We start from the raw sequence: 13,351 nt of genomic DNA, 5'->3' as shown, positions 1-13,351 counted from the left end.
CACATAAACATAAACAAATGAGGCAATAATCTCTTTTACAATCGAAATCATCTGTTATCAACCTCTGTTGATAGAGAACTAATTTGTCAGTGTAATCAGTGTGACTAACCTCTCACGCCCCTACCCCAATCTCTCCAATAAATCCGTGAAATCAGTGTTTTGACAAATGACAAATGACAAATGACAAATCAAGAACGGGATTTCGAGTTAGGTTTAGGCAACGGTAAGCGTCGAGGCGAACCTTTCCTCCCCTTAGATCTACTCCCGGAAGGGCTTTCGCGGCGGGATGTACCACCTGACTCATCATAGATATCCAAATAGACCGATTCTCCAGCAATCTTTGCCACCCCTTGGATGACAGTGCGAATTGCCTGAATATTACGACCGCCTCGACCAAAGACTCGCCCCTTGTCCTCTCCGTCAAACGCCAGCCGAATCCAGACCCGATTATTAGCATGGGCGCGTTCGCAGTCTAAACTCAGCGACGTGGACGACTCTAAAAACGGCTCAACTAAAAATCGCACCAGACTCCCATAATCCGGGCTGGTTTTCCGCCCAGGTTCAGACACTGGCTTGTTGTTCAAGGACATTGGCTTTCTTGAGAATGCTGCGAACGGTATCCGTGGGCTGCGCTCCGTTTTTCAGCCACTTGGCAATAGCGGGGGCATTCAGCGTCGTTTGATCAGTTCTGGGATTGTAGAAGCCCAACTCTTCCAAGGGACGCCCATCCCGACGGGCATTACTCTCAATCGCCACAATGCGATAACTCACTTCGCGTTTTTTGCCGAATCGTTTTAATCGAATTTTGACCATAGTTTCCAATAACTCACCTGTTTGATTTTAAGCGATGATTAAGAATTTAGGGTAAATGGGGATTCGTCATATTATGTCCGGTGGAATACTTACACTATCGGTGGAGACAAGGCAGAGGGCAGAGGGCAGAAGGCAGAGGGCAGAAGGCAGAGGGCAGAAGGCAGAGGGCAGAAGGCAGAGGGCAGAAGGGAAGGAGCAATGTTGCAAGGAAGAAGGATATTAAGGATATTACGGTTATTTCAACGGACATGATATCATTCGTCATTCGTCCTTCGTCATTCGTCCTTTGTTGACTTCCCCATCTCCCCCCGCTCCCCCTGCTCCCCAGACGCGCCATGGCACGTCTCTACATTGCTCCCCCTGCTCCCCCCGCTCCCTCTGCTTACCCTACACCCTTATCCTCTCAAAGCTGACCAAATCCCTTCTTCTTCTTCGCCTTTTTCTTCTTCTTCGTCGGACCGCTACCGCGCCAACCTTGTGAGGCACGATTGCCCATTCCACCACCAAACATATCACCCATTCCGCCCATTCCGCCCATTCCGCCCATTCCGGGAAGTCCGCCCATTTGACCTTGACCCATCTGCTTCATCAGCGATCGCATCTTGGTAAACTCACTGATTAGACTGCTCACCTCACGCTCACTATGCCCTGAACCCCGGGCAATACGGCGGCGGCGACTGGGAGAACCAGCCAGCAAATCCGGATTGCGGCGTTCCTCAGCCGTCATCGAATTAATCATCGCTTCCGTTTGCTTGAGCTTGCCTTCCCCTTTTTCCAGTTGATCCGAACTCAGCTTACCCATTCCCGGCATCAGCTTCATCAACCCACCCAGGGAACCCATATTTTTCAACAGCCGCATTTGCTTCAAGAAATCGCTGAAGTCAAACTGAGCATTGAGCATTTTCTCCTGCATCTGGGCGGCGTCAGCCATGTCAATTTCTTCTTGGGCTTTCTCCACCAGCGTCAGCACATCACCCATACCCAGAATCCGCGATGCCATGCGGTCTGGATAAAATGGCTGTAGTGCCTCTACCTTTTCACCCACACCGACAAATTTAATCGGCTGACCCGATACCTGGCGCACAGACAAGGCTGCACCCCCTCTCGTATCGCCATCCAGCTTAGTCAGAATTGCCCCTGTAATCCCGATTTGTTGATTAAACGTATGGGTTAGGGTTGCCGCCTCTTGACCCGTCATCGCGTCTACTACAAGCAGAACCTCGTGGGGTTTAACATTGTCCTTAATCTGGGCAAGTTCTGCCATCATCTCAGCGTCGATTTGTAATCGTCCCGCCGTATCGATAATTACGGTATCAACACCCGTTTCCTTAGCATGGGCAACCCCCTGACGGGCAATTTCCACAGGGTTAGTATCCGTCCCCATTTCAAACACAGGGATATTAATCTGTTCACCCAACGTCACCAACTGGTCAATCGCCGCAGGGCGATAAACGTCTGTCGCCACCATCAAGCAACTGCGGTTTTCCTTGCCTAGGTGTAGGGCTAACTTAGCCGTTGCCGTGGTTTTCCCGGTTCCCTGCAATCCTGCCATCAGCACGATAGTGGGCGATGTATCCGCTTTAGCCAAGGGGACATTACTTTCCCCCATCACCTGCACCAGTTCATCGTAGACAATCTTGATAAACTGTTGGTCAGGGCGGACACCAGCGATAACATCAGCGCCCATGGCATTGCTTTCAACGTCAGCAACAAATTTTTTGACAACTTGCAGGTTCACATCTGCCGACAGCAAAGCCCGACGCACCTCTTTCAGGGCGTCTTGAATATTGGCTTGAGATATCTTGTCTTGACCGCGTAGTTTCTTCCAGGCGTCTTCTAAGCGTTCGGCGAGAGCATCAAACATAGTTAACGTTAGTCTATAAGTTCAGGGTTACTAGAAATAGGGTCTGATTCTTACAGGATAACGCTTTAGGGGATTTTTCTACCAGTTCTTTCCCTTGACTAGGCTGTCAAAGCAAGAGGAGGCGATTGAAATCGCTGCTACACAAACAAAGTCCGCCTGCGCGGACTAGGTTATAACGGGGGTAGCGTTCCCCAGATTTAGAATTACAATTGATCCGGATCAATACCCGCATCCCGCAGTCGCTGACGAATTTTGTTTTGGACAACTTCAGGGATTTGACGACGAGCAGGCATTGTTTATATATCTGATTGATTCTGAGTTAAATAAAGATTGCGAACAGTCCGATTGACAAAGCTGAGATAATCATCGATTTCTTCATACAAATCCAGTTCTTGTTCTTCTTCAGAATTTAGCAAATAGTTTTGTTGTTTCTCTAAAAGTGTCTCTATCCGTTCTTGAACAGTACTAGAAGCGCGAAAGAGAGGGATTCCTTCAACCAATTCAATACGGACAGCACCTTCAATTGGAAACGTATTGGGTAAGTTTTGCAGTTTAGGTAAAAGTAGCATGATTTTGGGGTGTTCGCAATTTAAACACAGCGTTCTTGAATTTATTTTATCGGCAATCCAGTATACCAGGAAGATTATTCCGTGGAAATAACTCAACCTTCCATCCGGGTTGTCCCCACCAGACAACACGTTCGCCTGGTTCAATCCAAAAGTCAAGGCGTTGGATTAAGCCATCTTCCAAAATTAGCTTGGGATATTCTGGGTAACCTGTATCTGCTTTCTCGGTGTAATCTTGCCCAAAAAAGGTCATGTTTACCATCAATCCATCAGCCACGCCAATTTCTTCTGTGCCAACTCCCTTCACTATCTCATCATCGTAGCGAAAAGAGCCGATAAACGTATTGCCAGCCAGAGAACCTTGAGTGACTTCTACCGTGAAATCATAAGTAACAGGTACGGCTTGAATCGGACGTGCCTGAATCACGAACAGGGTTGATGTTAAAGTCGCGATCGCAGCGATATTTTTTTGCATCATCATAATGATTCAGCAATATGTTACTTTTAATAATTGCAAAAATTTATGGTAACTTGATACAAAAAACATCTCCACTTGCTCTGACATCGACGTCCATACGACTATCAAGCATTTCTTTTGGAGGATTATTTATATCGAAATTTAACTCCCAAAGTGGTGTGTTAATTATACCTTCATTGAACCGTCCCTCTCGATAGTAATCATTCACATCTTGTTGCAGTTGCATATTAAAGTAAAGATTTTCAGGTTGTTCATTTGGATGTCTATAGATATTGCTAAGATGTAATCTAGGTTTAGGTGAATTTGACATATTTTCAATATTAGCGTAGCACGCCCTGGCAATATTCATCAGAACCTTCTCGGCTAATTCCTTGTTCTCTACAGCTAATTGATAGTCATGCATAATTTGAATCACCTTATCATAAGAAGCAATTGCCTGAAGATACTGTTGCCATAACTTAGCAATATTTTTTGGAACATCACCATATTGCAATATCCAGCCTTTGTAAAACCAAGCTTCATAATTTTCAGGATCAAGATTGATTACTCTTTCATAAGCTTGTAGCGATTCTTGATACCGTTGTATTTGCCTTAATACATGACCTTTTTCTAACCATAAACTCGGTTGAATTTGTGTTATATTTAATCCAATGTCCAAGTCAATAATCGCTTCATAGTAACGTTTAAGTTGTTTGAGAGATTTTGCTTTTTTTAGCCATGCTTCATAATTATTGTCGTTTATTGCCGTTGCCATTTCGTATGATTTTAGTGCTTCTTCATATTTCTTAAAGTAAAAGAAACCATCACCTTGCTTAATTAAAGCAGCATAGCTACTTTGATCTAGACTTGCTATTTCAAAGGCAGCAAGCGATTCTTCATGACGTCCCAATGCTCCAAACGCTTGTCCTTTACCATACCAAGCTTGATAGTAGGCACCATGACTATAATTTTTTATTGCTTGCTCAAAGGAAGTAAGTGCTTCCTCATAGCGTCCTAATTTATATAGCACTACACCTTTCCATCGCCAAGCCGTGTGGTAGTTTGGATCAATTTTGGTTGCTTCTTCTAGCGAATTCAGTCCTTGTTCCAGTTTTTCTAAGTGCTGACTGAGTAAAAACCCTCTTGCATACCAAGCAATCCGATAGTCAGGATTAATCTTGATAATTTTATTAAAACATTCAAGAGATTCTCGATAACGCTTTAATCGATACAAACGATTACCTCGTTGAGCTAACTCTTCAATGGAAATAGAGTTATCTATAGGACATGACGATACTGAACCTCCTGATAACTTTTCAATATCTTCTTCTGGCAATTGGTTGGCAGGATAATCCTTGATTTCTGGTGGTTCTAACGAAGCTGCTGTCACTCCTAGAGTCTTGAAGGTGCTTGATGCTCGCTGCAAAAAAGCATGAATAGGAATACCCAAACTGTGACCAAACTCGATGTTATTTGTACTATCTCCCTCAGTCTGTCCATGAATCCCAATTACTCGTCCATCAGCATCCAAAACTGGACTACCGCTCATTCCTTTTTGGGTTGCATTTGTATAGAAAAGCTCATAACCACCATCAAAAGGGTTTTGTGCTGTAGAAAATGCAGCTTCCTTATCTAAAAGTAATCCAAGAGTCAACACAGGTTCACCAGGGTGAGAAACGTCTATGGGGTATCCAGCAACGACAACAGGTTGATCCCTTTGTGAACTCTTAGTTGTTGAGTCATCGTCATGTATTGTAACTTTCTCTTCTTTATCAAAAATTGTAGCAATTTTGTAATGCTTTTTACTGATAAACGGTACGATGGCTAAGTCTACACCGTCGAGTCGAACAATACTTGTATCATTAATCTCATAAGATGAACTGCCATCAGGAGCAATAACTTCATAGGAAGGTGGAGCCGATTTATTAGGTACGACATGCTTCGCGGTTAAAATGTAATGTGTGTCACCACTCCTAGCAATAATTACTCCAGAACCAACATTTTTACCGTTCTCCCGAATTAGCACAGTAATCTCTTTAGCCGTATTCCTGATTTCGTCGGCTGTTGCTGCCACTGTAATTTGAGGCTGAACCATGACAATGGTAGCTGCCATACCGATGATTGTGGCTGGGAACCGATAAGAAAAAGTCATTTATGCACCTCCATCAAAGTTTGTAGTCGTTTTTTACTTCATTCTTTAACTGTACTCATCAAACTGTTTTCCCGATAAATTTGTTCATAAAAAAGCGGTGACACGACTAAACTTGACTTCAATGATTCCGGAACTAGCTCGACAAAAGTATGCAGGGGAATTGCCCAACTCAGATGACGCATTTGCTGCTGTACTTCTGTTGAAGGTACAGAGCCATCTTTGAAAACATAAGGATTTCCCCAAAGAGGATACTTATCCATACCATTGATACCTATAAGCTTACCCTGATAATTAAGCAAGGGTCCCCCGCTCATCCCCTTTTCCACCCGATTGGTATACCCTATTTGATAACCTCTCTCAAAGGCTTGCTCAGGTAAAAGTGAGATTTGCCCAGTTGTGTATACAAACCCTTTTGGGTTTGATGGTTCAGCTTCTGAGGAAAATCCTGCGGCAAACACTTGATCACCTACTGTTAACGTATATGAAGTATCTAGAGAGGCGACTGGGTAAGACTCATCGGGACTCTGAAATTGTAATAGGGCTAAATCATTACCATTAAGGTGGATAGTCTGTAACCAATTAGCTCGATAGAGATGACCATCAGGAGTCTGAATCCGATGGGAGTCTCCTTCTACCAGTATATGTTCAGCCGTTAAAACTGTATAGACCTGCCCTTGCTTGTATAAGATAACCCCTGAACCCCAGGTATCTTTTGACAAGACTTTAACGGTAAAAGTTTGGGCTAAATCATCCAGTTGCTTTACAGATAGCGTATCTTGCTTTTGTCCAATTTGGATGGGAAAGACATCTCTAGGATTAGAAAAACTGACATTCAGGACGACTACTGATAGAGTAATCAATAGACTCCCAGTACAGGTAACCATGATCAGTAAGTACCAATTCATTTTGGCTGCATTAGCCATTAATTTACTGCTCTAATAGAAGATTGTTCCTATTCTCAGGTGAGAGATCTCTGAGGTATTGCTTTAAATTAAAGTAAACCGGATTTGACCCAGCTTGAGATATCGGACTTCCAACATATCGAGAAAGGTTTTTTAACTGCTGAATAATCCGATTGGCATCAGCCCTCGACTTCAGCGTAAATAGTAAGGCTTCACAACCACTGTATCGATCCCTACTGGCACAAAGGACAGGAGAATTACTGGCTGGGTCAAGCATAATATGCTCCATTCCCTGTTCTATGATGTAAGTCTGAAACCTGGGAGATATAATTTGACAGCGTTCTCTAGGGGTATGACCTCCGAGAGTTGATACCCACAGAATCAGGGGGTAAGTTCTCTCTGGATTTTGCACCATGGTCGCGTCTACTCCGTTATGTTTGCCACAATACATTGTGATATCGCCAGCTTGAGTATTTCCACTCTGGCTAAGAGTCACAGTTGCACCGAATCCAATTAGGAGTGCAATCAGTAGTCTACTCATCAATCGGTTTTTCATAATCTTCTTCTCGCTTAGATCCAAGGTATAGCTAGAACAAAAGTATCATTGGCTATCGGTCAGATTCATAGCAAAGATAGCGATCGCTTCCACTAATATTTTGGTTCGTTTTCAAATAGTCGTGCAACCAATTACAAGTGTGTACCAGTAAATCATCAAGATTCAGGTTCCATAGGGTTACCTCATCTCCCCCACTGCTGGAAATGATGGTCTTATTGTCGGGACTGAAACTTACATTATTGAAGGCTTTCCCTTGTCCCTGAAGGGTTTTGAGTAAAATGCCATCCCGGTTCCACAGTCTTATGGTTTTGTCCTCACTCGCTGAAGCGAGGATTTGACCATCTGAACTGAAACTCACGCGATTCACCCAATTGCTGTGTCCCGGTAACGTTTTGAGCCAAGTGCCATCTTGATTCCAGAGTTTGATCGTATTGTCCGCACTAGCGGAGGCAATGGTTTGACCATTGGGACTAAAACTCACGCTGAGTACACCAGCGCTATGTGCTGGAATCGTTTTGAGCAATGTGCCATTTCGCCTCCAAAGCTTAATCGTATGATCAGCACTAGCGGAGGCAATTGTTTTACTATCGGGACTGAAACTCACACTATACACCTGATCAGTATGTCCCTGGAGAGTGCTAACCAAGTGACCGTCCAAAGTCCAAAGTTTAACTGTTTTATCTGCACCAGCAGAAGCAATGGTTTGTCCATCGGGACTAAAACTCACGCTCCAAACACTACCCCTATGCCCCTGAAACGTTTTCAGCAAGGTGCCGTTTATACTCCAGAGTTTAACTGTTTGATCGGCACTAGCAGAAGCAATGGTTTGTCCATCGGGACTAAAACTCACACTATATACCTGATCAGTATGTCCTGGGAGAGTTTTGAGTAATTCACCTGACTGACTCCAGAGTTTAATGGCGTTGTTTCGACTAGCAGACGCAATCATCTGTCCATCCGGACTAAAACTTGCATCCCAAGCCATTTCTCCTGAAAGGGTTTGGATAGAATTGCGATCGCGATTCCAGAATTTGACGGTATTATCCTGACTAGCAGAAGCTATTGTCTGTCCATCTGGACTAAAATTTACGCTTAAAACACTATCTGTATGCCCTTGTAGAGTTTTGAGCAACTTGCCTTCCAGACTCCAGAGTTTAACCGTTTTATCGGCACTAGCAGAAGCTATTGTCCTGCCATCATGGCTAAATCTGACGCTCCAAACCAAACCACTATGTTCAGGTAAAGTCTTGAGTATTTTGCCTTCTAAGTTCCAAAGTTTAACCGTTTGATCGGCACCAGCAGAAGCAATGGTCTGTCCATCTGGACTAAAATTCACCGTAAAAACGCTATTCTTATGCCCTTCAAGCGTTTTTACAAGACGACCCTCTAAACTCCAAAGCTTAATCGTATGATCAGCACTAGCTGAGGCAATTGTTTGTCCATCGGGACTGAAACTTACACTCCATACCAGACCGCTATGCCCTTGTAATGTTTTTAATAATGTTCCATCATGCCTCCACAGTTTGACCGTATTATCCGCACTGGCAGAAGCAATAGTCTTCCCGTCAGGACTGAAACGAACACATCTGACACTATCACTATGTCCCTGCATAATTTTGAGTATAATTCCATCACGACTCCAAAGCTTAATCGTATGATCAGCACTAGCGGAGGCAATTGTTTTCCCGTCAGGGCTAAAACTGACGCTATTAACCTGACCGCTATCTTCTGGGAAAGTTTTGAGCAATGTTCCATCACGTCTCCAGAGTTTAATTGTTTTATCAGCGCTAGCAGAAGCAAGAGTCTGTCCATCAGGACTAAAACTTAAGTCAGACACACTGTCACTATGTCCCTGTAACCGATTACGCTCTTGAATTTCAGAAAACGCCTGATGCAATGCTGTTACAACCCGAATTCGAGTATCAGGAGTGACATCAACTACCTCTTTGAGTTGGATTCCTGCCCTTAAACCTGCTATTAGTGCCTCCAACGTGTTACCTGAAAGCAAGAGTGCCTCAGAAGATGTACTCATGGTATTAAGTTGGGCATCTTGTTCGGCAATATTCGCTCGTTTTATTTGATGTTTAGCATAGTTGGTTGTCCATCCCACTACGGTTACTGACGTTACCAAGATTAGAGTCAGTCCAATACTCCCTGCACGAATAATCTGTGTTGTTTTATTTTGCAATTCTCGTTTTTCTTGAGCTTGGCTAGCATCCAGAAATTGTTCATCCTGACCACTCAAGCTTTTATTGATTTTCCATGCCAATGCTTCTTGTAATTTTTTGCCCCGCAACAATCGTGAGTCGTCTTGGCAATTAGTAGCTAACCAAGCCGTTATATCCTCAGAGTAAGGTCGCAAATTTGCTAAAACCTGATTCACCCAACTCTGGTTAAAAACCTCTTGGTAGATTCGATTGTAAACTTTTAGCCTACTCTGCTGTTTAACCACCAAACCGGACAGTTGCAATTCCATTTGTTTGTTATCATTAGCGACAATCTCTTCCTGTTGCAAAATCTTCTGGTACAATCCCAACAGTCGCCCAGCAGTTTGTTCATTGCTCAGGATGCGATTACGGATTGTCCTCAAATGCTCTGGATCATCCTGAGATTCCCAGTTTTCAACGATGTGCGATCGCACTAACTTTTCCACCCATTCTTTCTCTGACTCTCCTGGCTTGAAAGAAACTTGGGATTCTCCACAAGCATCATAAACAATTTTACAAAGCTTTTGGGTGAGGAATGGCTGTCCTCCTGTCCAAGACAAAACCTCTTTTAAAATAGTATAAGGATTATCTACTCTACCCACTAATCCATTAGCTAATCGTTGTGCTTGCTCTAGTTTAAAACCACAGAGTTCGATTCCACAACCAATGTTAAATGGTGTGCGATTTTTGTCCTGAATAAAATCTGAAGGCGTTGCTACACCCAGTAGACAGAATGTCAATCGGTTATAAGCTGGATTGTCAACCCGTTGATTGTAACATCCCCGAATTAAAGCAAAAAAATCATCGGTTGAGAACCCTAAACTGAGTACCGTATCAACTTCATCGATAAAAATAACAATTTTGGTTGATATTACAGCTAACAGTACCTCCTCAAAAAAATTACTCAAGCGCTGCACAGGTGATAACGATTCCCGCTCTTTCCACCATGTACTTGTGTTAATTTTACCCGATAGTTTAAACTTTCTGACTAATTCGTAAACTATCCCCATGTACCAATTGGATTGGGTAACATTATTATTATCACTGCCAATTATTGTCAGATCAATTGCAGCACATCTTACCCCTTCTTTTTCCAATTGTTGCATGGTTCGCACCCGCAAGCTAGATTTTCCCATTTGCCGCGAGTTCAACACATAGCAAAATTTCCCAGCCTTTAAAGCCTGATAAAGATTTTGGTCGGCTTGACGCCTTACATAACTGGGAGCATCAGCCGCTAAACTTCCGCTAAATTGATATTCGTAATTAGTCATTGGTCATTTGTCCTTCGTAGTAGTGGACACTATATTGCTTTAAGAAATAAAACTTGGATTTTGTTGGGTTTCTTTCGTAAACCAAACCTACAACCTAAAATGATGGAATAGATCATAACCCTTACTCCCCTCTCCCCACGGTGGGAGAGGGGCTGGGGGTGAGGGGTTTTCTGGCTTAAATTGACACCAATAACATCTAAACGCCCCTACTATTTCATCAAATTTGCTGTGCCACGCCACTCTAATTACACCGTATTGTTGATAACAATTTCTATTGACTGAGTAATTGGCTAAACCGTTTTAAAATCCTCAGTACAGTATAAATGTCATCTCCGCGTCTGAGTGAAAATGGATAGGACTCAGCATATCTTGGTCTATCCTGTTTGATCAGCTTCAAAAAAATAAAATCCATACCGTTTGTAACCAATCCCAATGCAGGTTGGTTAGGATTAGGATGACCCAGCATATAAGTTAAAGCTTGCGGTATCCCGGCATCTAAGGAATATTTTGCCCCTTTTGCCTCAATTACCAGTATCCAAAACTCAGGGGTAAAAACCAAAAGGTCAAGACGCCCTTTAATTATCAGTTCCTCATCCTCCGAGACAATTTCTACCTCCTTCTCAGCCGCAAGATAAAATGGCGGACGATAAAATCCTGCCAGTTTCAATAAGGGTGACAAAACTACAAGTTTAACAATGGGTTCAAGGATGGTATATCGAGATAAGTGTAGATAGTCACCTTTAACTTCATCTAAGGCTTGTCGTTCTGAATCAGTGAGTTCAGGTAAGTCATCTTGCCATTCTGGGAAGAATTGCAGATCATCGATACGTTCTAAACCAAATTGGCTGATTAAGTCATCGAGATTAATTTTCTGGACAGCGATGGTTTCAACCATAAACTTACCTCCTGTAAACAGCATTTTCGGCTGAACTATAAGCGGACTAATTTTGTGATGACGCAATAGGTAAACCCTTTTTTGGGCTAATACAAAATCTGGGTTAGTTACCTCCGTGATAACCCAGTCCGCGCCGGCGGACTTTGTTTGTGTAGCAGCGATTTCAATCGCCGTAGTCAAAGGTGGTAATACTTTATAATTTAGTCCGCGCCGGCGGACTTTGTTTGTGTAGCAGCGATTTCAATCGCCGTAGTCAAAGAGGGTAATACCAAATTCGGGTTAGCTTCGCCTATGTTTGTGTAGCAGCGATTTCAATCGCCGTAGCCAAAGGAGGTTCCTGTTGATTTATGTTTCCCTACCTCTAAGCTTCTGGGAAAAATACTGGGAATATAGCAAGCAACGCGGTTTAACATAATTATTCTCTAATTGCACTAAACCTAAGCTTTGTAACTTAAACGCCAGCATCGATTCCAATGGTATAGGACAATTTGCCTCAACTACCGTTTTCATCGCTGCGGCTAACTCAGGATACTGTTGTAAATTCCACAACTGTCCTCGTAAATGATTGCTGTAAATTCCTGATTCGGTAGCAGCCGTTTGCAAGAGTTGTTCAAACGTAATATTTTCATGAGTGAGGGAATAAATGGCAAGCTGAATCAGATGGGGATGTCCTCCTACCATCTCTAGTAACTGAGTCACCTGAGAATTATCCAAATCTAATCCTTGTTGTTCGGCTAACTCTTGCATTTGTTCGGGTCTGAATTCTGGCAATTCAATTGGCACACCGACATTAAACGGTGAACAATTCGTATTAAGCTGGATATAAACATCGGTAGAATAGGAAATCACTAACCGCAACTTCTGCCACATTCGGCTAGTTTTTGCTTCCTCATGCCAAACTCGCAGCATCCCAAAAAAGTCTTGGGCAATTTTAGGATAGGGAAAAATTCGATCAACATCATCTAACGCCAAGACTAAGGGCTGGTCTAATTGAGATAACAGATGATCTTCAAAATAAATTGTACAATTCTGAGAACTTCCTAACCCTTCTTCCCAATACTCTGCCAGTTGAGTCGGTAATTTTAGCCGCCGACTGACAAACGTACAAAACCAGCGCAAAAATTCATCTAGTCCGCGCAAAACGGCTTGATCAGCTTGGAGTAAATTCAAGCGAACAGTGCGATAATTTTCTTTAACTGCCCGTTCGAGAATCTTATCAATGAGCAAGGTTTTTCCCATCCGCTTTGGCGCTTTAATTCGCAGTAGGGAACCGGGCTTGACTATGGTTTCATAGCAACGCGATTCGCTGGGAGGACGCAGGATATAGGTAGAGACTTCGGGTTTAGTATCTGTCTGTTCTTCATCCACCTCTATTGCTAAAGATGAGTTCTTATCGGCGACAGAGAAATCAGCAATGTCCTCTAAATCCAGCCCCAACTTATGGCAAAGTTCATAAAAATTTAAATAATCAACAGGTTTACCATTGAGGAAATTGGAGACGGTGGAGAGAGAAAGCTGTACACTCTCGGCTAAGTCTCGCTGACGCGCAAAACGATTTCGCTGTAGTGCAGCTTTGACTGTTTCGATATACTGGGGAGCAACTTTTAGCGATCGCGACATGATTAAACACTTGAATCACCCTGCTGTGATCATAGTCTTCTCATCCCT

Annotated in this window: 12 protein-coding genes; 1 reads left to right on the top strand and 11 read right to left on the bottom strand. The window is 43.1% G+C overall.

Annotation, left to right across the window (positions count from 1 at the left end; genetic code table 11):
* Positions 1–188 precede the first annotated feature (188 nt).
* Positions 189–569 (bottom strand): KH domain-containing protein, encoded by a 381-nt coding sequence (locus tag RIE73_RS07890; RefSeq protein WP_446400671.1) that lies wholly within the window; start codon positions 567–569, stop codon positions 189–191.
* Entirely contained in the window at positions 562–813 is a 252-nt protein-coding gene (gene rpsP / locus RIE73_RS07885; protein WP_446400670.1) for a 30S ribosomal protein S16, read from the bottom strand. The genes RIE73_RS07890 and rpsP overlap by 8 nt, the downstream gene beginning before the upstream one ends.
* Before the next feature lie 55 nt (positions 814–868).
* On the opposite strand from rpsP, the gene RIE73_RS07880 reads away from it, so the two are divergent.
* On the top strand, positions 869–1,036 hold the full coding sequence (locus tag RIE73_RS07880; RefSeq protein WP_446400669.1) for a hypothetical protein: 168 nt from the start codon (positions 869–871) through the stop codon (positions 1,034–1,036).
* 180 nt (positions 1,037–1,216) lie between these two features.
* Here the strand turns inward: RIE73_RS07880 and ffh are convergent, their stop codons facing one another.
* The 9 genes from ffh to RIE73_RS07835 form a co-directional block, all read right to left on the bottom strand.
* The gene (ffh, locus tag RIE73_RS07875) at positions 1,217–2,677 is read right to left on the bottom strand and encodes a signal recognition particle protein (RefSeq protein ID WP_446400668.1); all 1,461 of its coding nucleotides are present in this window, start codon (positions 2,675–2,677) and stop codon (positions 1,217–1,219) included.
* A 296-nt stretch (positions 2,678–2,973) separates the two neighbouring features.
* Positions 2,974–3,246, bottom strand: coding sequence for a hypothetical protein (locus RIE73_RS07870; protein ID WP_446400667.1), 273 nt, complete (start codon positions 3,244–3,246; stop codon positions 2,974–2,976).
* A gap of 46 nt (positions 3,247–3,292) precedes the next feature.
* Positions 3,293–3,724 carry a hypothetical protein gene (locus RIE73_RS07865; RefSeq protein ID WP_446400666.1) on the bottom strand — a complete coding sequence of 144 codons (432 nt, stop codon included), beginning with the start codon at positions 3,722–3,724 and terminating at the stop codon, positions 3,293–3,295.
* A 40-nt stretch (positions 3,725–3,764) separates the two neighbouring features.
* Positions 3,765–5,852, bottom strand: a complete 2,088-nt coding sequence (locus RIE73_RS07860; RefSeq protein ID WP_446400665.1) for a tetratricopeptide repeat protein — start codon at positions 5,850–5,852, stop codon at positions 3,765–3,767.
* A 38-nt stretch (positions 5,853–5,890) separates the two neighbouring features.
* On the bottom strand, positions 5,891–6,775 hold the full coding sequence (locus RIE73_RS07855; RefSeq protein WP_446400664.1) for a S1 family peptidase: 885 nt from the start codon (positions 6,773–6,775) through the stop codon (positions 5,891–5,893).
* 4 nt (positions 6,776–6,779) lie between these two features.
* Positions 6,780–7,295, bottom strand: coding sequence for a COP23 domain-containing protein (locus RIE73_RS07850; RefSeq protein WP_446400663.1), 516 nt, complete (start codon positions 7,293–7,295; stop codon positions 6,780–6,782).
* Between the two features lie 67 nt (positions 7,296–7,362).
* Positions 7,363–10,788, bottom strand: coding sequence for a WD40 domain-containing protein (locus tag RIE73_RS07845; protein ID WP_446400662.1), 3,426 nt, complete (start codon positions 10,786–10,788; stop codon positions 7,363–7,365).
* 271 nt (positions 10,789–11,059) lie between these two features.
* The gene (locus tag RIE73_RS07840; RefSeq protein ID WP_446400661.1) at positions 11,060–11,683 is read right to left on the bottom strand and encodes a restriction endonuclease subunit R; all 624 of its coding nucleotides are present in this window, start codon (positions 11,681–11,683) and stop codon (positions 11,060–11,062) included.
* A 345-nt stretch (positions 11,684–12,028) separates the two neighbouring features.
* On the bottom strand, positions 12,029–13,303 hold the full coding sequence (locus RIE73_RS07835) for an AAA-like domain-containing protein (protein ID WP_446400660.1): 1,275 nt from the start codon (positions 13,301–13,303) through the stop codon (positions 12,029–12,031).
* Between the last annotated feature and the right edge of the window lie 48 nt (positions 13,304–13,351).

It is taken from the genome of Coleofasciculus sp. C1-SOL-03 (genome assembly GCF_040220555.1).
Lineage (GTDB): Bacteria > Cyanobacteriota > Cyanobacteriia > Cyanobacteriales > Coleofasciculaceae > Coleofasciculus.
This window is presented reverse-complemented; position numbering and strand designations above follow the sequence as displayed.

Excerpts from the sequence above, each read along its gene's own strand:
- rpsP (WP_446400670.1), bottom strand. The coding sequence starts at position 813 with ATGGTCAAAATTCGATTAAAACGATTCGGCAAAAAACGCGAAGTGAGT.
- RIE73_RS07880 (WP_446400669.1), top strand. The coding sequence starts at position 869 with ATGGGGATTCGTCATATTATGTCCGGTGGAATACTTACACTATCGGTG.
- ffh (WP_446400668.1), bottom strand. The coding sequence starts at position 2,677 with ATGTTTGATGCTCTCGCCGAACGCTTAGAAGACGCCTGGAAGAAACTA.
- RIE73_RS07870 (WP_446400667.1), bottom strand. The coding sequence starts at position 3,246 with ATGCTACTTTTACCTAAACTGCAAAACTTACCCAATACGTTTCCAATT.
- RIE73_RS07865 (WP_446400666.1), bottom strand. The coding sequence starts at position 3,724 with ATGATGATGCAAAAAAATATCGCTGCGATCGCGACTTTAACATCAACC.
- RIE73_RS07860 (WP_446400665.1), bottom strand. The coding sequence starts at position 5,852 with ATGACTTTTTCTTATCGGTTCCCAGCCACAATCATCGGTATGGCAGCT.
- RIE73_RS07855 (WP_446400664.1), bottom strand. The coding sequence starts at position 6,775 with ATGGCTAATGCAGCCAAAATGAATTGGTACTTACTGATCATGGTTACC.
- RIE73_RS07850 (WP_446400663.1), bottom strand. The coding sequence starts at position 7,295 with ATGAGTAGACTACTGATTGCACTCCTAATTGGATTCGGTGCAACTGTG.
- RIE73_RS07845 (WP_446400662.1), bottom strand. The coding sequence starts at position 10,788 with ATGACTAATTACGAATATCAATTTAGCGGAAGTTTAGCGGCTGATGCT.
- RIE73_RS07840 (WP_446400661.1), bottom strand. The coding sequence starts at position 11,683 with ATGGTTGAAACCATCGCTGTCCAGAAAATTAATCTCGATGACTTAATC.
- RIE73_RS07835 (WP_446400660.1), bottom strand. The coding sequence starts at position 13,303 with ATGTCGCGATCGCTAAAAGTTGCTCCCCAGTATATCGAAACAGTCAAA.